We start from the raw sequence: 19,795 nt of genomic DNA on the forward strand, positions 1-19,795 counted from the left end.
CATTAATATTAGACGTATAGAATATAAGGATGGCCGGCGACCGCCAGAAGTCGGCTGGCCCGGCGTGCCTCCCTTTGCACCTGGCTGCCGGGCCATTTCTCGCCAACGGATGGCATGCGTCGGTGCACCGTCATCTTGACGTCTTCGCTTCTGTCTGGCGCGGATTCACCTTCGCGCCGCCTCGCCATGTGGAGCTCCAGCCTCGGCAAACGGCATTCTGCTCGGCAACCGCCCGAAAAATGCGGACGCCGAGCCGATCGCGCTGCCGCTAAGACGTGCTGGCTAGCTGCTAAAACCGAAGGATGACCGAGGGCCCGCGTCTGCGATAGCACCGGACGCGACGGCGACCATGCCGCCAATAACTACGGCAGACCCGTCTCCATCGCCGCCCGTGCCGGCGCCGGCGCCAGCCCCGATCCCACTCCCGATCCCGGTCCCGATCCCAGTCCCGATCCCAGCGTCGATGGTCGACCGGCTGCACCTCCGCGTGTGTACCGTCGTCGAAGGCCTCTGTTTGTGACGCCTCTATTTCATCGAGAATGCCGTTTCCGGCGCCTGGAACACCGGCCACTGCTTCGACCGGGCCAATTGCCCTTGCAAGGGCTGCTGCCCCGGCAATGCCAAACATTGCTGTCAAGAAGGATCGCCGATCCATAGTAAACCTCCCAACGTTGCATAAGCTGAACGAAGCGCTCGCTTGCCGAATGAGCAGGCCCGCGCGTGGTGAAGATAGAGGATTCGCCAGCCGCCGAAGCGGCTTGCGAATCTTATCAGCGCAGGAAGGGACGTTGCTGCGCCGATCGACGACATGTCAGCCAAGGACTATTCCTATCACCAGAAAGGTGACGGCCGTCGCGAAAATCGGTGCGAGCAACCAGCGCGCTTGGCCAACACTTTTGTCCATCTGTTTCTCCGAATCCGGGAGACAAACAGTCGTGAGCAGAGAGCCGTTCCCGTCGGTAAGACCAATGCGCTCGCGGACCGGACTTAAGTCGCACTTCTCATCCGACCGAAGCCCCAGCGGAGGAACATTTTCATTTGGCTCAAGTTCAGTTGCTCGTCAGCGTTGGACGATCTTGTCATGCTGACTCGCAAGGAGAAACAGTATGAAAATGCACCTAACGGGCGCCGCTGCGGCGCTATTGCTGTTGGCCGGAGTCGGCGCCGTTGCCGCTCAGGACGTTGTCATTCAGCCTGAACAGGACACGGTCATCCGCGAGTATGTGAAGAAGCAGCCCCTTGCTTCGGTCAAGGTTCCCGGTGTGGAACTGAATATTGGTAGCGCGTTGCCGGAAACGGTCGAGCTTCATGAGATCCCCGATGTCCAATACCGCTACGTGGTGGTCGACAACCGCACGGTCCTGGTGGATCCGGGCACCCGCAAGATCGTCAAGGTCTACGACTGAATTTCGAACGGTCCCAAACCCGCCGCCAGCCATGGCGGCGGGTTCGCACATGTCTTTTTCCAATCAGGACGAGTGAAGATGACAGGCAAAGCTGTGACATCCCCTGCTTTGGGCGTTCGCCTGGCCGCTCTCCAAGCCAGAATGCGTAATGCGCGGGTGACGGATGCCGAAATGAAAACTTTTCAAAAGGTCGCGGCCATCATGGAAGATCGTCATGGCCGGATCGATGCCGACGACCTGATTGCGGCATCGTCCCTCGCCGATCCGGTGCAGGACCGGCAAACGCCCTGAACGACATCCCGACAGCCAGCAGACTTGATTCCGGTGCCGGGAAAGCGCGCCGAAAGTCGGCCGAATCCGCACTTTTGCCCTAGCCTATTCCGCTTTCGCGGAAGTTTCGAGCGGCGCGCAATGTGCAATGTTGCTAATGCGGCGGTACGAGCCGCCCTGGTTGACGCGGGCGCCCGAGCCATCCCAACAATGCGCCCCCCCGTCCGCGTCGACCACGGCAGCCGCCTGGCGCTGTCTTCCCTCGCGAACTCCTCAAGCCGGCCTGCCTGATGCGGCCAGCGGCGACGGTCGGGCTTCAGCCGCCGACAAGCGCCTTCGTGGTCACCAGATTGACGCCGGCCTCGGCGAATTCGCCATTGTGCCTGGTGATGACCTGCTCGGCACTCTCGCCGGCATTGTCCAGCGTGCTGTGCGCATCGGACACCACGGTCACGCCGAGCCCTCTGGCGAGCGCGCCCTTGACCGTGGCGGCCACGCAAAAATCGGTCTGTGCGCCCAAGAGCACGACAGCACCCGCACCTTGCCCGGCCACCCAGTCGCCGAAGGCGGGATTGCTGAATGCATCGCGCACCGATTTGGCAAAGGTCGGCTCGTTCGCCGCCTGGCCGAGCGCGGGCCAAACCGGCCAGCCCGGCTCATCCGGTGCCAACGGATCGCCATCGGGTCCGTCATGCCTGATAAAAGCGACCTTGCGCCCGCCGCGCCGCGCCCAATCGATCACCGCCTTGGTGCGCTCGACAATGCCTGGCGCATCATGGATCGGCGGCTCGTGCACACCGTCGAACATGCCGGTCTGGAGATCGATGACAATGAGCGGCGCGTTGTCCGGGAGGCTGGGAGCTGACATGGTTTTTCATAGCACGGCGGACAATGCGATCAAGGTTCCGTTCACTCCGGCGCGCCGGCAAACAGCACGATGCTGTCGCCGCCGGCGGCCGGCCAATCCCTGATGGTGCGGTCGTTGCCGCCGGTCAGCACCGTGCCATCGGCGGTGAAGGCCACCGCGTAGATCGGGCCGGTCCGGCTATCGAACATCGCGATTTGGTTGCCGGTGTCCATGTCCCACAGCCGTGCCGTGCCGTCGAGCGAGCCGGAGACCAGGCGCTGGCCGTCGGCCGACAGCGCCAATGCGTAGACAGTGCCTTCGTGGCCTTCAAAGCGGCGCGCTTCGCGGCCGCTGTCTAGATCCCAGAGCTTGATCGTGTAATCGCCACTGCCGGTGACCAGATGATGCCCGTCGGCGGTGAACGCGGCGCCATATGTGCCTCGCTCATGCCCGTGCCAACTTCGTAATTGCTTGCCGCTTTCAATGTCCCAAAGTTTCAGTGTGCCGTCTATGCTGCCGCTGAGGGCTTGCCTGCCATCGGGCGAGACGGCGACGGCGCTGACCGACCAGCCGTTCCCGCTCATGGCGTGCAGCACAGCGCCCTTCTTGAGATCCCAGACGATGACATTGCCCGTGTCGTGCCCGCTGATGGCATGTTTGCCGCCCGGGCTGATCGCCAGCTTTCTGACGCCGCCATTGCCGCCCGAGGAGAAGACATGCAGCACCGCACCGTCGGAAAGTTTGCGCTGCACGATCTCGCCGTCGTCGCCGGCCGTCAGCGCGCTGACGCCGTCGGGCATGAACAGCGCCGTGCGGGCCATATCCTTGTGCACGCCGAGAGTACGGATCAGCTGCTTGGCGGCGATGTCCCACAGCTTGATCGTGTGATCGGTGCTGGCGCTCATGATCGAGTGCCCGTCGGGCGCCACCGCCAGCCAGACGACCGAGTCGCGGTGGCCCTCGGGCTGCGTCGGTAGCGGCGGCGGAGCCGGCGGCAATGGCGCCACGATGGGCGGCGGAATGACCGCGACCTCCGGCGGCGCCGGAGGCGCGGGCGCGGTCGGCGGCACTAGCGTTGGCGGGGTCGGTTGCACCAGCGCCGGCGGCGTCAGTGGGACCGGTGCCGCAGGCGGATTGGCGGCCTCCGGCGGCGAAGCAGCTTCTGCTGGTGCAGGCGGTGGGGCTGCCGGCTCTGAGGCCGGCGGCGCGCTGGCGACATCCTGCCCCTTGGGTTCGTTGGCCTTCGGCTCGCCAGGGTTGGGTTCGTCGGCCTTCGGTTCGACGGGCTCGCTGGCTATGTCGCCGCCCTCATGCCAAGGGCCGAACCGGTCGGCGGCCAGTGCGGCGACCACGACCAATGGCAGGACGAGAAAGACTCTGCGCAGGCCGGGCCTGCCAGCGTCCTGCATCTCCGCCGCGCGACCAAACAGCGGCGCGCCCGCTGCTTGGCCCGACCGGTCCGGCAAGAGGCCGGCCCAAAACAGCCCTGCACCAAGCAGGCAGGCGAACGCCGCCACCAGGAACCCCGCCAGCCGTAACGAGGCTGGATCCATCGGCGGGCCTGAAAAGCCGCGCCAGAGGAAAGCCTCGCCGATTGCCGGCCAATAGATCCGCGCCAGGCAGCCTACGGCGACAACGACCAGGGCAAGCGCGAGCAATCTGTCGGCACCCTTGTTCATTGAAACCCCCCGGGCGTTGTTGCGGCCCTCACCATGTGACGGTTGCCCCGCATGTCGACGCCAAGACTATCAGCCGCAAGCTCGTGTCGCCAAGAGCCCGTGTGGACGCCCGGCTTGGTTGACACATCTTGCGTATCTGCCATTCTCGCGTAGGGATGAGGAGAGATTACCATGAAGAAGACTTACGCGAAGCCGGCTTTCGTCAAGAAGGGCAAGCTTTCAGCCGTCACGGCAAACGGCTCGACCAGCGCCACGATATAATCGGGCACACTCTTGGCCGAATCGTGCCTGGCGCTGGAGCAATTCCAGAAAAAGCACCGAAGGCCTTCGATCCGGAATGGCGTAAACAAAGAATTGGAGGGCGGGCGCCTTGCCGCTCCTCCTTGGATTTATTGCAGTTTTACCGATTTCAGCCGCATGGTTGACAGATGGCCGCAGTCTGGCATCATCGGATCGGGATTTTAGGAGAGTCTGATATGAAAAAGATCTATGTGAAGCCATCGTTCTTGAAAAAAGGCCGGTTGTCGGCGGTCACTGCGGCCAACGGCTCCTCGCTGCCGACACCGCAATAATTTCAGCGCCACCTGCTCCTGGCGCGTCCAAACCTCAACGCACCAGGATCAGGTCGTCCAACACCATTTGCCAATAGTGCTTCGTCGACAGGCGAACACGCGTTACAGCTTTGAGCATTGGGGCGTAGTGCAGCGGCGTCAGCGCCGACAGCGTGACCTCGTCGCTTGCAATCAGCTGCTCGCCAAGCCAGCTTTCGATCAGCGCCACCTCCCCTTCTGACGCCAGCCAGGCGGCGCTCAGCATGACCGAGTGAAAGCCGAACGGCCGTTCGCAGCTGAATTCGGCCGGCAGCCCGCTGCTGGTGTAGAGCACATGGTCGCCGGAAACATTGCCATTGACATAGCCCTGGCTATCCTTGGTGAAGTCGCGGGCCATCGCATTCAGGTTGCGCCACGCCAATCCGGCATGGCCAGCCGGAATTTTCCTGAGGCTGCGCGACGTCACATCGTCGAAATCGATCGTTTCGAGGGCGGCATCAGTGTCGATGCCGGCGCGTTGCGGCGACAGCAGGCCTAGATCCGCCGAGTAGGGCGACAGCGTCAGCCGCCGCTCCAAGCCGCCGCCGCTGACGCTGACCGTGTCGGCTTCTTCAGCCAGGTCGAAGCTGAAGACGGCACCCGGGGCCAGTGCCCGCGTCTCCAGGACGTGCCCGTCCCCCGACATGGAGAGGGTCGCTGGTCCATCGCCGGCAACGCGCCCGCTGACGCGGCGCGGCGGTGCCAGACCGACCGGCAGCAGCATCTCCTGCGATACCATCCCGGCCGGCGAACCCGGCAGCGGCATGAAGCGTCGGGACTGAATGTCATTTTCGCTTTTCGCCTGCCAGCCGGGCGGCACCGAAACCACAAAGCGCCAGTTGCCCGGCTTGCGGATCACGGCCTTTCTGCTTTTCACCGACATGGGAAAATTGGCAAAGCCGGCATTGTTGGTGCGCGCGGATGCGGCGAGCTTGCCCGCTTCGTCATACAGCCGCACCATGATCCCGGCCATCGGCCGGTCTCCGGCGCCGTATTTGCCGTCGCGATCGACATCGAAATAGACGAAGGATGAGTAATTGAGCATACCCCCGCGGGCATTCCAATCGGTACGGACGGCATAGTCGGCAGCCGGATTGGTCTGCCGCCGTCCCTTGCGACGGCTGCGCTTCCGCCACAGCAGCCAGGACATGACAGCAGCCGCAAGCACCACAATGGCGGCGGCCAATATCGAGACAGCGCCCAAGTCAGGCATGGAGCCTCGATCCACAAATCTCCTGGGGGGTTGCGTTCACGGGCGATCCGGCTGCGTTGGAGTACTTTGCCGACAGGTTATTGCATGTCGGCCAAAAGCGAACCCGGATTGGGACAGCAACATGCATCGAGACAAAAGACTTTAAGCGCGTTGCAGGGAGCCGTTCAAGCGCGACGCAATGAAAGCAGTCGCCTACTTCAATTCCACCCACACCGGCGCATGGTCGCTGGCGCCGTCCTCGCCGCGCACGTCGCGGTCGATGCCGGCGGAGGTCAGGCGGCGTGCCAGTTTCTTCGACAGCAGGATGTGATCGAGCCGGAGGCCGGCATCGCGCGGCCAGCGGTTGCGGCGATAGTCCCAGAATGTGTAAAGCGTTTCCTTCGGATGCTTCTTGCGCAGGGCATCAAGCCAACCCTGGTCGAGCAGGCGCTGGAACGACGCCCGGCTCTCCGGCTGCACCAGCGCGTTGTCGTCATAGGAGCGGGTGGCGTAGATATCGCGCGGCTCGGGCACGATGTTGTAGTCGCCGGCCAGCACCACCGGCAGGCCGGTGTCGAGCAACTGTTCGGCATGCACCTCCAGCCGCGCGTGCCAGGCGAGCTTGTAGGCGAATTTCGGGCCGGGCTGAGGATTGCCGTTCGGCGCATAGAGACAAGCGACGATGATGCCGTTCACCGCCGCCTCGATATAGCGGCTCTGCCTGTCGGCATCGTCGCCGGGCAAGGCATCGCGGGTCAGCACCGGTTCCGAACCACGCGCCAGGATGGCAACACCGTTCCACGTCGGCTCGCCCTTCCACACCGCGCCATAGCCGGCCGCCGCCAATGCCGAGCGCGGAAACTGCATGTCGCGCGCCTTCAGCTCCTGCAGGCACACGACATCGGGCTTTGCCACAGCCAGCCACCCCAGCAGGTTTTCAAGCCGGCTGTTGATGTTGTTGATGTTGAAGGAGGCGATCTTCATCGCTTCAGGAAGCGATCCGACCCGACCACGCCTTGACCGTCTCGGCCAGCGTCTTCAGATGGTCGGCCGCCGAAAATCCCGAGATGCTCTTGCGTGGCTTGAGATCATGGTCGCCATCCTCCAGCCAGATCACCTCGATGCGATCGGAAAGGTCATAAGTCGCAACCTCGTCCCTGGTGCCGAACTCGTCGCGGGTACCCTGGAAGATCAGCGTCGGCGTCTTCAGATCGGCAAGGTGTTTGGTGCGCAATTGCTCGGGCTTGGCCGGCGGATGGAAGGGATAGCCGAGGCAGACCAGCCCTGAAATCTCGCCCTTGGCAAACATCTCGTCGGCGACCATGGAGGCGACGCGCCCACCCATCGACTTGCCGCCGATGATCAGCGGTCCCGTCACGCCCTTTGCCCTGAGGTCGGCTGTCGCCTTGATATATTCCGGATTCACCGTCTCGGCCCGCGGCGGCGGTTTGCGGTGGCCGTAGCGGCGGGCAGCCATGTAGTGGAATTCAAAGCGCGCGACCTGTAAGCCGGCCGCGGCCAGCGCCTTGGCGGTGGCGGTCATCGAAGGCGAATCCATCGACGCGCCCGCACCATGGGCAAGCAGGATGGTGGTGGGCGCGGTGTCGGGACCGTCGAAGAGGAAGTGGGTCATGCTGTGATGTCCGGCGCGACGGCGACGCTGCTGATCTCCCCCCTCGTGGGGGAGATGCCCGGCAGGGCAGAGGGGGGCGTGAAGGAATGCCAGCCTTCGGTCATGCTTGCGTGCGAGAACACGCGCCAAAATTGGCCGATCTGTTGGCGGGACAGCGCCCCCCTCTGTCTTGCCGGACATCTCCCCCGCAAGGGGGGAGATTGGCTGTCATCGCGGCCTTTGCCAATCATGCTCACCCCGCCGTCCGCGCCAGCTGCAGATCCACGAACTGCACGCCCTTGGCTGCAACCCGCGCCCATTCCGAATCCGCGTCGAGTTCGAGATAGCGCACCCACAGCCGCCGCGCCTCCGGCAGATTGCCGGCGTCGAATTCCAGTCGGGCGAGGTTGAACACCGGATCGGCATAGGTCTTGTCGAGCGTGATCGCTTTCTGCAGGTGCCTTCGCGCCGAGGCTTCGCGACCTTGCTCGCTCATCAGTCCGGCCAGGTTGAACCACGCCTCGACGAAGGCCGGGTCGAGTTTTATCGCATTGATATAGTCATGAGCGGCGTCCACCGCGTGGCCGCCGGCGCGCAGGCAGTTGGCGCGGTTAAAGGCGGCAATCGCATCGCTCGGATCGATGGCGAGACAGCGCTGGTAGAGCGCGGCGGCCCCATCATGGTCGCCCTGCTCCTCCGCCGCTTCCGCCTCGGCGAACAGCTCCTCCAGCGTGTCGTCACCCTCTGCCCCGGCTGTTCCGAGATCGAACAGCAACTGCCCATCGAGTTCGCTCTGGCCGCCTTCGAGATAGATCGCGTCGGCGCGCCCATGCTGCGAGCCGACATTGAGCGACTTGGCGGTCAGCGACGCCACCGGGCCGGAGCGGTGGACGGAGCGCGCGATCGCCGCCCATGTCGCGCCGCCGGCGATGAGCCCGGCATATTTGCGCGCCAGGATCAGGTCGCGGAAGGAATAAGGTTCTGTGTCATGCTCGAACGCATCGAACAGCGACAAAAAATCGAGGTCGGAGCCTGATAGCCGCGACTGATCGATCAGCGATTGCCGCGACAGCGAAGACGCCTCCGGTGTCTTCATCAGTCCGAGAAGGCGCAGGAATCCGTTCTCGCTGATCAGCGTTCGACCGGCCGCGCGCTCGGCGGCGACACTGCGCTCGATCCCGGCATCGCCGTTTTTGACGAGGCCTGCCCTGGCGAGAAGTGTCCGGCCGAAGACGACATGCGTGGTGCGCCTGGTGATACCGCGCCGCAGCTGGCCGTGCCGGCGTTCCACTTCCCGCGCAGCCAGCCTGAGCGGAAAAGCCGCTAGCGCGCCTATCGTGCCGAAAACAGCGCCGGTCGGTGCCGTCATTTCTTGCTCTTGCCGACCGCCTTCAGCAGATTGGCCTTCAACGGATTTTCAGCAGCACCACCCGCTGCCGCCTTCTTCGCGGCGGGCTTGGCAACCTCGTCGGCCTTGCTTTTCGATTTGGCCGGCGGCTTCGATTGCGACAGGCTGGCCTTCAGCGCATCCATCAGGTTGATGACATTGCCGCGCTCGGGTGCCGCCGCGATGATCGGCTTGTGGCCTTTCAGCTTCTCGCGGATCATCGTCATGAGTGCCGCCTCGTAGCGATCCTCATAGTTCTTCGGATCGAAGGCGGTTTCCTTCTGCTTGATCAGCGCTTCGGCGAGCTGCAGCATTTCGGGGTCGGGCTTGCCGGCTGGGATGTTGCCGAAATATTCAGCCGTGCCGCGCACTTCGTTCGGGTTCCTCAAGGTGCACACGAACATGCCGTTCTCGCGCGCGCCGATCGTCACCACGCGCTCGCGGCTGGACAGCACCAGGCGGGCGATCGCCAGCTTGCCGGATTTGCGCATCGCTTCGCGCAGCACGGCAAAGGTCTCTTCCGCCATCGCACCGTCGGGCGCCATGTAGTAGGGCGCATCCTGATAGATGACGTCGACCTCGTCCTCGTCGACGAAGGCCTCGATGTTCATCGTGTGATTGGATTCGATGCGCACCGCATCGAGGTCGGCATCATCGATGATGATGTACTGCTTGTCCTCGTATTCGTAGCCCTTGACCAGATCAGCACGCTCGACGAGCCCCAATTCGGGGTCGACCGGTTTCATGTTGATGCGGTTGTGGGTCTTCTTGTGCAGCTGGTTGAAGCTGATGCGCTCGCTGGCGCTGGTGGCGGGATACAACCGCACCGGACAGCTCACGAGGCTGAGTTTGAGGTAACCTTTCCAACTTGCCCTGGGCGCCATGAAACACTCCTACGCGGCCATGCACTGACATTTGCTGCAGCGCTTTTCGTCCAGAAGGACGATTGGCGCCGAGGAAATCCTACACCGACCCCACACGATACAGGCAAATCCCTGACGAAATCTTCCGGTACGTCTTTGAGGTCGTGGCGGAGAGAATAATTCAAATTGTCGGAAGCGTCGATGGACTGGAATTTCAAACGCTGGCGGGACAGCGCCCCCTCTGTCCTGCCGGACAGAGGGGGCGCCAAGGATCTCGGCGGTCCTCATTCTGCAACTACTATCTCGCCCCCGAAACCACCGGCAAATCCCGCGCGAACTCATTGATCTCGGCCCACGGATCGCCCGACGTCGCCAGCAGCCCCGGCAGGGAGGAATAGTTCAGATCCTGCGGCGCATCGATGGATTCGAGGTCGCTCCAGCTCACCGGGGTAGAGGCCGGCAGATTGGTGCGGGCGCGCAGCGAGTAAGGGGCTGCCGAGGTGTGGCCGCGCGCATTGCGATGATAATCGATGAAGATGCGCTTCTTGCGGTTGTCCTTGCCCATGGTGGTGGTGAATGTGTCCGGCGCCGTTGTCGCCAGATGCGTGGCGATGGCGCTGGTCGCCTGGTGCAGTTTCTTCCAGTTCTGCTTGCCCGTCACCGGCACGGTGATGTGGATGCCGCTGCCGCCGGAGGTCTTGGCGAACGGCACCAGCCCCAGGCGCTCCAATTCGCCCTTGATGTGCACGGCGGCCTCGACCACCTCGCGCCATGAAATCCCCTCGCCCGGATCGAGGTCGAGGACGATCTGGTCGGGTCTGTCGAGGCTGGTGCGGTGGGTGCCCCAGGTATGGAACTCGACGACGCCGAACTGCGCCAGCGCCAGATACCCTTTCGCGCCTTCGACCGAGAGATAGGATTTGGTTTCGCCCTCGGAATTTGTCGCCTCGAATGTCACCACCGAGGGCGGCATGCCGGTGAAGGCGTGGCGCTGGAAGAAGCAATCCTTCGGCAGGCCGGTCGGGCAGCGCACCAGCGACACCGGCCGACCGAGGATGTGCGGCAGCATGAAATCGCCGACCAGCGCATAATAGACGGCGATGTCGAGCTTGGTCGGGCCGGTCTTGCCGAACAGCCGGCGCGTCGGATTAGTCACCCAGATGGTGGCAAGGTCGGCCTCGGCGATCAGCCGCTTGCGTTTGGACGAGACCGGCGTCGACAGGCCGACATCCCTCAAACCGCGGAAGACGCCGTGGCGCAGTGCGTTGTCCGATGTGCGGTTGGCGTAATGGATGCGCGCCGACAGCAGCGGCCGCACCCAGTTCATCTCGCGCATGATTTCGCGCGGGACGCCCTCGGGCGGGGTGGCGCCTTCCCGCAGCGGCTCCAGCCTGGCGAGCAACTCACCCGCGGTGGCGGCATCGAAACCGGTGCCGACCTTGCCGCGATAATGCAATTCACCATCCTCAAACTCTGCCATGCCGAGCGCCGCCAGCCCTTCGGCCGCATCGGAGATGGTGAAGCCTGCGATGACGAAGTCGTCCGACAGCAACGCCTTGGTCTTGGTCCAGCTTTTGCTTCGGCCGCTCTGATAGATGGCCGTGGCGCGCTTGGAGACGACACCCTCCAGCCCCAGTTCCGACGCCTGGTCGTAGAGCCCCTGCCCCGAGCCCTCGACATGGTCGGAGAACTGGATGGCGGAATTGGCACCGAGGCCCGACAGCATCTGCGCCAGCAGCGCCTTGCGCCGGACCAGCGGCGCCTTGGTCAGGTCCCAGCCGTCGAGATGGAGAAGATCGAAGGCGTAGAAATGGAGCTTGCTGCCGGCGCCCTGCGCCAGCGCATCCTGCAGCAGCGCGAAGCGGCTGATGCCCTTGGCATCGAGCACCACGATCTCGCCGTCGACGATAGCGTCGCGGCACGGCAGTTTGGCGAACGCATGCGGCAGGTCGCCATAGCGCTTCGTCCAGTCGATGCCGCCACGGGTGATCACCTTGGCCGCGCCCTCAGTAAGATGCGCCATGGTGCGGTAGCCGTCGAATTTGATTTCGTGCAGCCAGACCTGTTGGGTGTCCTCGCCATCCGGTGGTTTTGGCACCTGCGTCGCCAGTTGCGGCTCGATACGAGCAAGCATGGGGGCCTTGAACGCGCCCGGCAGCGTGCCGGGCTTCAGCGATCCCTGTCTGGGCGCGGGTTTGGCGGCTGGCTTCGCCGGCGCCGCCAGCTCCTCGATGCGCAATCCGGATTTGACGCTTTCCGGCCGGGCCGTGAGGATGTCAAGCGCGGTGTCGGCGGCGAGGTCGCGCTCCTTGAACAGCAGCCAGTTCTTCTTGTTTTCGTCTTCGCCGGGTTTCGGCTTCAGCCGGGTCAGCATCCAGCCGCCATTGAGCTTATAGCCGGCCAGCCGGAACTTGAAGGCGCCGGTGCGCAAGCTCTTTTCGACATCGTCCATCGGCGCCCAGCTGCCGGTATCCCAGACGATCATCGGCCCGCCGCCATACTCGCCTTCGGGAATGACACCCTCGAAGTCGATGTATTCGAGCGGATGATCCTCGGTCTCGACCGCCAGCCTCTTGTCGGCCGGATTGAGCGAAGGCCCGCGCGGCACCGCCCAGCTTTTCAAGACATCGCCGACCTGCAGGCGCAGATCATAATGGTCTGAGGTGGCGTGGTGCTTGTGGACAACGAAGCGGTTGCCTTCGTCCGTGATGAGGCCGCCTGCCGGTTCCGGCGTCTTGGAGAATTCGCGTTTGGCGCGATAGGCTCTGAGCTTTGGCGGGGTGGTCATGGCAAAGGTCGAAGCACGGAGGCCAGGAACAAGCCAGTCGCGCTCAATCGTCAGCAGCCGGCGTCAACTCGAGCTCCGCCGGCGACAGTCCCTGCTGCAGCTGGCTCAGCCGGAATTCGTCGACCCAATAGGCCTCGCCGTCGACCAGAACCCGGGCCTGGTAGCTGCCTGCCGAAAAACGCTGCGCGGTGATGTAGACCTTGTGACGATCGAGCGCCTTGCGCACCGCGGCGCGCTTGGAATTCTGACCTGTGACGGGACTGAACATGACACTGCCCTCGGTCGCCCCAGACACACAACGCGGCCGCTGCCGGCAGCCTGACGACTGGGTCAAGGATGGCGGAGACGCGCCGTCCTGTCAATTTCGCGGACAGCGCAGGATGCGGCCCGGTCAAATTTACCAATCTTTTGAAGATATTTGGGCCTTGGCCTGAATCAAGACGTGAAGCGCGCCGCCAAACAATCGCCCGTCGCTGCCGCCCTGCTACGCGGCCGGCATGCCCGAATGAGCAGATTTTTGCACTTCCGTGCCGATGAGATCGAGTGTCACCGCCGCAACGTCGGCAACCTGGAGCCGCTGGACGCAATAGACCCCACCGGCGTTGTTTTCTTTACACACGCCTGGAGCGATGCATGGGCAAGGCATGGGCGGCTGGAGCGTCCGGTTGGGAACACCGAACGGGCCCCATTGCTCTGGCGACGTCAGACCGTACAGCCCCACCGCTGGAGTTCCGACAGAGGCCGCGATGTGCATCGGGCCGCTCTCATTGCCAAGAAAGATCGACGCTTCGGCCAACAATGCCGTCAGGACCTCAAGCGAGGCTTTTCCGACGACACTTGCGACCGGCGATGCTGCCACTTCAAGGATCCTTTGCGCGGCAAGCCCTTCATCCGGCCCGCCAACAAGGAGGGATCGCAGCCCGGTTTTGGCGTATACTTCGTCGATGACCGCAGCAAAATGTTGCGGCGGCCAGCAACGGCCTTCAAACCTCGCGCCGGCATGCACGGCCACGTACGACTTCTTCGCCAAAGCGTTTTCCGCAAGAAGCCTGGCACACTCTTCCTGGGCAGTACTGGTTGGCTGCAGCCGAGGTGTTGGATCCTCACAATCCAGCCCAAGGGCGCGGAGTGGAGACAGGTTCCTGTAGAGATAATGCGGTCCGCCATGTCCGAAGGTCGCGGCGAGAACGTTTGCAAGCTGGATTTCCCAGAACTTCATCGGATGCTCGGAAGGATCGAAGCCGACGCGAAGTGGAGCGCCGATCAAACGATGCATGATCCGCGAGGTTTTTGAATCGGTAAGGTCGATGCTAAGATCAAATCTTCGACGCCGCAGATCAGAGATGACGCCACGATAGTCGCTCAAACGCTTGCGCAGAGTCCTTCCTCTGCCACGGGATTCAAAGCCAACGGCAACATCGGCGATCCCTTGCGCGACGATGAACTCCTTGAGACCCGGCGCACAAAGCATGGTCACCGATGCTTGTGGATAAGAAAGACGTAGATTGCGAACCAAAGCAGATGTCAGAACGACATCTCCAATGTACTTCGTTTGAATAATGAGGATGGAACGAATCCCATCTCCTAAACTTGCATTCATCGAGATGATCTGCCGAAAACGCCAACTTAAAAAAATCCGCCCGTGACACTCATTTCTGAACGTCAAGCTGCGCTTTCAAATATACAGCTAACCAACCCTGTCAACAAGCTTCCCGTGCCGGCCTTGGTGCCTCTGCATCGGTCGCCGCAGGACCAGCAAGCGCTCCTCCTCAGTCCTTCAGTCGCCGCAAGCGGCGCGTCAGGCCCTGGACGGCCTTGAGCAGCCGGGGACGCGACCGCGTCATGCCTTCGACCCGGCTGCGCAGCAAAATGGCTGCGTTCGCAGCCCTGCCCCGCACCGTCACCGGTTCACAGATCTCGGCCAGAACCGAGCTCGAGGCGCCGATATGTTGCTTGTAGCCCTGGCCGCCGACCGACAGGTCGAAATAGTCGAAGCCCCGCTCGCATCCCCACATCATCAGCTTGCCCATCGTCGTCAGGCCGGGTGAGACATTGGCGACCGCATTCTGGTCGATGCCGAGCAGGAGGGCGTGAAGTGTGCCTTTTCTGACCAGCACATAGATGGAGGCGAGCCAGGCTTCACCGACGCGTAGTCCGAAGAGCCGCACCGATCCATTGGACAGGCCTTGCAGCGCCGCGGCGCGGTAAAAATCGACGACCGGCGCCTGCGTCAGGAGGTCGAAACGCCCGAGCTCACGGAAACGCTTGAGCCGCAGTTCCAACAGAGCATCCAGGAGCTCCTCGGCCAGATCAGGCGTGTCGGCCTCGATCAGAGCGAGGCCACCAAGCTGTTCGAAGCCGCGACAATGCTTGCGGAAGGCCTTGGCGAAGGACGGCTTGCAGATTCGCTTGATGAGCGTCTCCGGATCGCCATGCAGGACGAGGCCGGAGCTGACCTGGATGGAGTCGCGCGCCACCGAAAGCAGTGCCAGCGGATTGGCCACGCCGTGGACCTGCTGCGGAATTCCCGCGATATGGATGCGATCCGCCGGTGGCAGCACGGCACGGACCGCCGCCCACATGGCGTCGGCACTCTGCCTGGTCCACTCTATCCCATCCGCCAGCAGCGGCACTGCGTAGTCGCACACGCGACAGCTCAGCCATTCGATCACGTGGTGGCCGAAGGCCCGGCGCCGCATCAGCGGCAACAGCATGGCCGGCGCGCCAGTCACTGCGTCACTCACCTCGACGAGGACCAGATCCGCGTCTTTGGGCATCAGCCGTGCGGCGATCCCTTCGACCCAGGCATAATGCTGGTGGGCAGTGCAGACGCCGTGAGCTTCAAGGAGCAGCCATAGCAGCCTTACGGTGTCGAAGCTGGTGTGCAGCCGAGCCGTGAAGTGCGCGGTTGCATCAACGTTGGCGACAGTCGGGGAAACCGGCCCACCGGGCAAATCCTTTATCGGAGTCGTTCCCGCCGCGTAGCTTGCCACATGCTTCTCCCGTCATTCTGATCCCCCGCGCAGGCGCCGCAAACCCCGCATCAGTCCCTGGAGCCTCTTCAGCAGCCGAGGTTTGGAGCGCACGAACACCTCGGCCCGGTTGCGGATCTCGATGGCTGCGCTCACGGCGCTGCCTCGCACCGTGATCCCGTGGCAAAGCTCGCGCAGACCCGAACCCAAGGCACCCATATGCTCCTTATAACTCTGGTTGCCTACCGACAGGTCGAAATAATTGAAATCGCGCCCGCGCGCCCAGCTCATCAACTTGCCCATGATCAGAAGTCCAGGCGAGACATTAGGCACCGCGCCCTGATCGATTGAGATCAGCAGAGCATGAACGGTGACTTGATGGATCAGCAGGTATTGGACCGCGATAAGAGCTTCACCCACACGCAACCCGAAGAGCCGCACCGACCCATCCGACAGGCCCTCGAGAGCAGCGTTTCGATAGAAATCGACAACCGCCGCCTGCGTCAGCAGGTCGAAGCGGCCCAGTTCGCGAAAGCGGCTGAGCCGCATCCGGACCAGGCCGGCGAAGATGACCTCCACCAGGGCCGGCGTGTTGGCTTCGACCAGTTCCACGCCGCCAAGCCGTTCGAGGCGACGCCAGTCCTTGTTGAAAGCCTTGACGAAGGATGGCCGGCATAGGCGCTTGAGGACGGTCTCCGGATCGCCGTCGATGGCGAGGCCGAAGCTGGTATGCAGGGAATCGCGCGTGGCCGCCAGCAGGGCCAGCGGATTGGCGACACCGCTGATCGATTGCGGAATTCCCCTGATCTGGATACGGTCCGCTGGCGGCAGCACGGAACGCACCGCGGCCCACGCGGCCTGCGCCGACTGCGTCGTCCACGGGCTCGCATCGGCCAGCAACGGTGCCGAATAGTCGCAAACGCCACAGCTCAGCCACTCGATCACCCGATGGCGGAAAGCCGGTCGCCGTATCAACGGCACCAGCATTCGCGGCACGCCCGTCACAGCGTCGTTTACCTCCACGATGAGCAGTTCGGCACCTTCCGGCATCAGCCGCGCGACGATCCCCTCGGCCCAGGCATAATTCTGGTGGGCGGTGCACACACCGTCCGCCTGGAGGCGCAGCCAGAGCGGCCTGGCCGCTTCCAGGCTGGTGTGGAGCCGCGCCGTGTATGCATCGTTGGCGACGACGACGGCCGGATGGGAGGACTGGCCATCGGGCGAGCCGGTCACCGCAGCAATTTGCACCGCCTGGACTGCCATATTTTTTTCCTATCGCTTTGCCGTGGCGAACGACAGCGTGCGCCGCCACGCGCCCAACCGGCTGTCGCGCGCCTCGTCGGGATGCTCGATATTCCACATGCGGTGATGCGCGAAATACCATGATGCTACGAGCACGAACATCTCCGAGACGGCGGAACCCAACAACGCCCACGGCGGAGACGCGATTGCCAGCAGGGCCGCGATCAGTGCCAGCCCGACGACCGCGCCGCCCGTCGTGGTGAACGCGACGATCCGAAAATCGCCGAGTATCTCAAGCACGATACGGGGCATGATATAGAGCATGATCGGGACAAAATTCGCGATCACGAAAAGTCCGATGAACCAGGTCGAAGCGTCCTGGAGAGCCTGGGATTTTATCATCGGCAGGACGAACATGATGGCGCATCCATATGCAAGGCCGCCAAACCCCATGACGAGCGCCCAGATCTTGGCCTGCGTCCAGACACGGCCCGTTTCATTGTTCCGCATCAGCCTGGCGAGATCCGGCTGCGTCATGTTGACGAAAGCAAGGCTGATGATGCGCAGCGGGGCAAACAGCACCAGAACCGCCGCCAGCGGTGCGTAGGCGGCAGGACCGGCAATGCCGGCGACCAGCAGCGCCAGACATTGACCCTGGATGTTGGTGGTGGTCGCGCTGAATGCCGACCAGCGCAGCTGGGGCCACAGTCTGACATAGCGTCGCCGCGTCGGCATGCGGAAGCTGATGCGAAGCGAGCGCCGCGCCAGCCGGACCAGGACGAAAATGCCGAACACATTTGCCGCGGCTAGTGCATAGAACACGGTCTGCAGCGGGTCTTGGACCAACCAGATCGACAGCCCGGTCAGGACACAGCCGGCGACTGTAAAAGCGCCATCGCTGACGGAGACGACAACCTGCTGGCGCCGTGCGAAGAAAGCCGTGCGCATATGGCTGCGCAACGACCAGGCACCGACGAAGCAGCCGGCGGCAATTCCGCTTGGATCGCCAAGGACATGCATCAGGACTGCCGTGCCGACGGCCATCAGCAACGCCACGATCAGCGCCGCCGTTCCGAACGCCACGTCATAGGTATCGACGCCGGCGCTGTTGGTGCTCTTGCTAATCCAGATGCTGGCGGGAACGGCGGTGAGCGACCTGATATAGGACAGGCCGACACCGCCCATCACCATACCGATGGCGAAGAGGCCGTAGCCCTGCGCCGACAGCATGTGCAACAGCATGATGTTGAGGGCAAAATGAAAGCCGCTCTGCATCGCCTCGCCGCCGATCATCAGCACGAGGCGTCGAACCAGATGGCTCGGAAACGCTAGCTTCACGGCCGCGTCTCCGCTTCGCGGGCAGCAGGCACCCTGCCCGGCCGCGCGATGGTCGTCTTCAGCTTGTCGGCGGCGATCGCGGTGATCGCCGCGGCCGCGACCGGCTCGCTGAAGATTGCCTCGTAGCGCGCGCGCCCGGCAGCGACAAACCCGCGCCAGGCCTCAGGGGCGAGGATGATCTCCTGCAATTTCGCGCCAAGAGCTGCTGCGTCGCCGGGCGGAACATGCCAGCCGGTCTCCCCGTCGCTGACCACTTCCACCAGCCCGCCTATCGCCGACACAAGCGGCGGCCGGCCGTATGCCATCGCCTCGATGGCGACGCGGCCCAGCGATTCCGGACGCCGCGACGGCACGGTGACGATATCGGCCCATCGATAATGCTCCGAAGGGTCGGGAATGAAAGGCAGGACTCTGACGCGCCCGGTAAGCCCCATGGTTTCGACCAGTTCGGCAAGCGCATGCTCGCGCTCAGTGCTTTCGAAGGCGCCGCCGACCAGTCGCACCTCGATCCTCGCCTGGAGTTCCGCCGGCATCGAGGCGATCGCCTCCAGCAGGATCTCCTGCCCCTTGATCCGGTTGATACGGCCAAGCAGCAGCACCCGCAATGGGCGCTTGCCATCATACGTCATCGGTTCGACCGCCGCCGGCCCGGCAACACCGTTGTAGACGACATACGCACGCGCCGCCTTGGGATCACCAAACGCGGCGCGTGTCGCGTGTGAATTGAAGATCAGATCCGCGTGGCTCCAGTGCATCAGGCCGACAAGTACCCTGCGCATGGCGCCTTCGGGGATTTCGTGGATGTGCAGGACGGCCTTTCGGGGAAGAAGGCGTGCGGCCAGCGCGTAGTCGGCCACGATCGAGGTGTTGACATAGACGAGGTCGCAATCCTTGAGGCGCCGCCACGCCCTGAACACGGCAACCGGCAATCGCGCCATCTCGACGGTCGCAAGGCGCGCAATGGCCTGGCGCCTCAGCACCCACAGCGGTTCGAAGACGATCCGGCTGGCATGCGCTTCCAGAATCCGCACGATCGGCCCGCTACGTGGCAAAACCACTTCGATGTCGGCCGACGGAAACGCGGCGCGCAACGCGGCAACGCTCTCCGCAAAGCTGCGGTCAGAACCATAGAGTTCATAACCCTGATGAACGCAGGCAATCCGCATCTTTATATCCCGCCGGGTGCTACAACCATCGCGCTGGGCGATTGTGGCAGAAGCCCGTCCGCAAGAATCATGCCTGGTTCGATACGCCCGACTGCCGGCCGTACGCCCCAGGCATTGCTTCGTTTCGATACAGCTACGCACAGAAGGGTTGACCGAGAATGAAACAACCATCGGCTTCAACACCGTTTTTTTACAACCCCGCGCGATGATCCCTCGCAGGATACCGAAATCGGGAGCTGGCACGGAAGTTGCCATCTGCTCATTATAAATTAAGCAATATCTAATGTATGAGACATGTGAAAGTGCCGCCGGCCATGAAACCAGAAACGCCCGCCATTCTGATCCTGGGGACCCGCGGCATACCCGCGGCCCATGGCGGCTTTGAAACCTTTGCCGAAAAACTGGCGCTATTTCTTGTCGGGCGCGGTTGGAAGGTCGGCGTC

Annotated in this window: 19 protein-coding genes; 5 read left to right on the forward strand and 14 right to left on the reverse strand. The window is 63.2% G+C overall.

What is annotated here, in order from left to right:
• Positions 1 to 1,106: 1,106 nt before the first annotated feature.
• Entirely contained in the window at positions 1,107 to 1,406 is a 300-nt protein-coding gene (locus EOD15_RS09265; protein ID WP_127317977.1) for a DUF1236 domain-containing protein, read from the forward strand.
• 78 nt (positions 1,407 to 1,484) lie between these two features.
• Positions 1,485 to 1,697: a hypothetical protein gene (locus tag EOD15_RS09270; protein WP_127408435.1), complete on the forward strand. Its 213-nt coding sequence runs from the start codon at positions 1,485 to 1,487 to the stop codon at positions 1,695 to 1,697.
• Between the two features lie 295 nt (positions 1,698 to 1,992).
• Here EOD15_RS09270 and EOD15_RS09275 read toward each other — a convergent pair whose 3' ends face one another.
• On the reverse strand, positions 1,993 to 2,544 hold the full coding sequence (locus EOD15_RS09275; protein WP_127317981.1) for an isochorismatase family protein: 552 nt from the start codon (positions 2,542 to 2,544) through the stop codon (positions 1,993 to 1,995).
• Between the two features lie 41 nt (positions 2,545 to 2,585).
• A complete protein-coding gene (locus tag EOD15_RS09280) occupies positions 2,586 to 4,202 on the reverse strand; it encodes a WD40 repeat domain-containing protein (protein ID WP_127317983.1) in 1,617 nt (538 codons plus the stop codon).
• Positions 4,203 to 4,373: 171 nt separating this feature from the next.
• On the opposite strand from EOD15_RS09280, the gene EOD15_RS09285 reads away from it, so the two are divergent.
• Together EOD15_RS09285 and EOD15_RS09290 are read left to right on the forward strand one after the other, a co-directional pair.
• On the forward strand, positions 4,374 to 4,463 hold the full coding sequence (locus tag EOD15_RS09285; protein WP_127317985.1) for a putative RiPP precursor: 90 nt from the start codon (positions 4,374 to 4,376) through the stop codon (positions 4,461 to 4,463).
• A gap of 215 nt (positions 4,464 to 4,678) precedes the next feature.
• Positions 4,679 to 4,774 carry a hypothetical protein gene (locus EOD15_RS09290; RefSeq protein ID WP_023813324.1) on the forward strand — a complete coding sequence of 32 codons (96 nt, stop codon included), beginning with the start codon at positions 4,679 to 4,681 and terminating at the stop codon, positions 4,772 to 4,774.
• Between the two features lie 34 nt (positions 4,775 to 4,808).
• On the opposite strand, the gene EOD15_RS09295 is transcribed toward EOD15_RS09290, so the two are convergent.
• From EOD15_RS09295 to EOD15_RS09350, 12 genes are all read right to left on the reverse strand, one after another.
• Complete coding sequence (locus tag EOD15_RS09295) at positions 4,809 to 6,005, reverse strand: hypothetical protein (RefSeq protein ID WP_127317987.1); 1,197 nt, start codon at positions 6,003 to 6,005, stop codon at positions 4,809 to 4,811.
• Between the two features lie 192 nt (positions 6,006 to 6,197).
• Complete coding sequence (locus EOD15_RS09300; RefSeq protein WP_127317989.1) at positions 6,198 to 6,968, reverse strand: exodeoxyribonuclease III; 771 nt, start codon at positions 6,966 to 6,968, stop codon at positions 6,198 to 6,200.
• Between the two features lie 4 nt (positions 6,969 to 6,972).
• Positions 6,973 to 7,617 carry an alpha/beta fold hydrolase gene (locus EOD15_RS09305; protein ID WP_127317991.1) on the reverse strand — a complete coding sequence of 215 codons (645 nt, stop codon included), beginning with the start codon at positions 7,615 to 7,617 and terminating at the stop codon, positions 6,973 to 6,975.
• Between the two features lie 232 nt (positions 7,618 to 7,849).
• Entirely contained in the window at positions 7,850 to 8,965 is a 1,116-nt protein-coding gene (locus EOD15_RS09310) for a tetratricopeptide repeat protein (RefSeq protein ID WP_127317993.1), read from the reverse strand.
• Positions 8,962 to 9,867: a Ku protein gene (locus tag EOD15_RS09315; protein WP_127317995.1), complete on the reverse strand. Its 906-nt coding sequence runs from the start codon at positions 9,865 to 9,867 to the stop codon at positions 8,962 to 8,964. Before EOD15_RS09315 ends, EOD15_RS09310 begins: the two co-directional genes overlap by 4 nt.
• 277 nt (positions 9,868 to 10,144) lie before the next feature.
• On the reverse strand, positions 10,145 to 12,634 hold the full coding sequence (ligD, locus tag EOD15_RS09320) for a DNA ligase D (RefSeq protein WP_127317997.1): 2,490 nt from the start codon (positions 12,632 to 12,634) through the stop codon (positions 10,145 to 10,147).
• Between the two features lie 43 nt (positions 12,635 to 12,677).
• Positions 12,678 to 12,902: a hypothetical protein gene (locus EOD15_RS09325; protein WP_127317999.1), complete on the reverse strand. Its 225-nt coding sequence runs from the start codon at positions 12,900 to 12,902 to the stop codon at positions 12,678 to 12,680.
• A 216-nt stretch (positions 12,903 to 13,118) separates the two neighbouring features.
• Complete coding sequence (locus EOD15_RS09330) at positions 13,119 to 14,300, reverse strand: glycosyltransferase family 9 protein (protein WP_306245672.1); 1,182 nt, start codon at positions 14,298 to 14,300, stop codon at positions 13,119 to 13,121.
• Positions 14,301 to 14,403: 103 nt separating this feature from the next.
• On the reverse strand, positions 14,404 to 15,627 hold the full coding sequence (locus EOD15_RS09335) for a GNAT family N-acetyltransferase (RefSeq protein WP_127318001.1): 1,224 nt from the start codon (positions 15,625 to 15,627) through the stop codon (positions 14,404 to 14,406).
• 12 nt (positions 15,628 to 15,639) lie between these two features.
• Positions 15,640 to 16,869, reverse strand: coding sequence for a GNAT family N-acetyltransferase (locus EOD15_RS09340; RefSeq protein ID WP_127318003.1), 1,230 nt, complete (start codon positions 16,867 to 16,869; stop codon positions 15,640 to 15,642).
• Between the two features lie 9 nt (positions 16,870 to 16,878).
• Complete coding sequence (locus EOD15_RS09345; RefSeq protein ID WP_127318005.1) at positions 16,879 to 18,186, reverse strand: hypothetical protein; 1,308 nt, start codon at positions 18,184 to 18,186, stop codon at positions 16,879 to 16,881.
• Positions 18,183 to 19,352, reverse strand: a complete 1,170-nt coding sequence (locus EOD15_RS09350) for a glycosyltransferase (protein ID WP_127318007.1) — start codon at positions 19,350 to 19,352, stop codon at positions 18,183 to 18,185. The genes EOD15_RS09345 and EOD15_RS09350 overlap by 4 nt, the downstream gene beginning before the upstream one ends.
• 314 nt (positions 19,353 to 19,666) lie before the next feature.
• On the opposite strand from EOD15_RS09350, the gene EOD15_RS09355 reads away from it, so the two are divergent.
• A partial coding sequence (locus tag EOD15_RS09355) for a DUF1972 domain-containing protein (RefSeq protein ID WP_185928986.1) occupies positions 19,667 to 19,795 on the forward strand: 129 nt, incomplete at its 3' end.

Origin of the sequence: Mesorhizobium sp. M7A.T.Ca.US.000.02.2.1 (genome assembly GCF_003996995.1) — a bacterium.
GTDB lineage: Bacteria > Pseudomonadota > Alphaproteobacteria > Rhizobiales > Rhizobiaceae > Mesorhizobium.

Coding starts and splice junctions, on each gene's coding strand:
- EOD15_RS09350 (WP_127318007.1), bottom strand. CDS start 19,352: ATGCGGATTGCCTGCGTTCATCAGGGTTATGAACTCTATGGTTCTGAC.
- EOD15_RS09305 (WP_127317991.1), bottom strand. CDS start 7,617: ATGACCCACTTCCTCTTCGACGGTCCCGACACCGCGCCCACCACCATC.
- EOD15_RS09340 (WP_127318003.1), bottom strand. CDS start 16,869: ATGGCAGTCCAGGCGGTGCAAATTGCTGCGGTGACCGGCTCGCCCGAT.
- EOD15_RS09290 (WP_023813324.1), top strand. CDS start 4,679: ATGAAAAAGATCTATGTGAAGCCATCGTTCTTGAAAAAAGGCCGGTTG.
- EOD15_RS09295 (WP_127317987.1), bottom strand. CDS start 6,005: ATGCCTGACTTGGGCGCTGTCTCGATATTGGCCGCCGCCATTGTGGTG.
- EOD15_RS09310 (WP_127317993.1), bottom strand. CDS start 8,965: ATGACGGCACCGACCGGCGCTGTTTTCGGCACGATAGGCGCGCTAGCG.
- EOD15_RS09270 (WP_127408435.1), top strand. CDS start 1,485: ATGACAGGCAAAGCTGTGACATCCCCTGCTTTGGGCGTTCGCCTGGCC.
- EOD15_RS09315 (WP_127317995.1), bottom strand. CDS start 9,867: ATGGCGCCCAGGGCAAGTTGGAAAGGTTACCTCAAACTCAGCCTCGTG.
- EOD15_RS09325 (WP_127317999.1), bottom strand. CDS start 12,902: ATGTTCAGTCCCGTCACAGGTCAGAATTCCAAGCGCGCCGCGGTGCGC.
- EOD15_RS09300 (WP_127317989.1), bottom strand. CDS start 6,968: ATGAAGATCGCCTCCTTCAACATCAACAACATCAACAGCCGGCTTGAA.
- ligD (WP_127317997.1), bottom strand. CDS start 12,634: ATGACCACCCCGCCAAAGCTCAGAGCCTATCGCGCCAAACGCGAATTC.
- EOD15_RS09265 (WP_127317977.1), top strand. CDS start 1,107: ATGAAAATGCACCTAACGGGCGCCGCTGCGGCGCTATTGCTGTTGGCC.
- EOD15_RS09275 (WP_127317981.1), bottom strand. CDS start 2,544: ATGTCAGCTCCCAGCCTCCCGGACAACGCGCCGCTCATTGTCATCGAT.
- EOD15_RS09280 (WP_127317983.1), bottom strand. CDS start 4,202: ATGAACAAGGGTGCCGACAGATTGCTCGCGCTTGCCCTGGTCGTTGTC.
- EOD15_RS09285 (WP_127317985.1), top strand. CDS start 4,374: ATGAAGAAGACTTACGCGAAGCCGGCTTTCGTCAAGAAGGGCAAGCTT.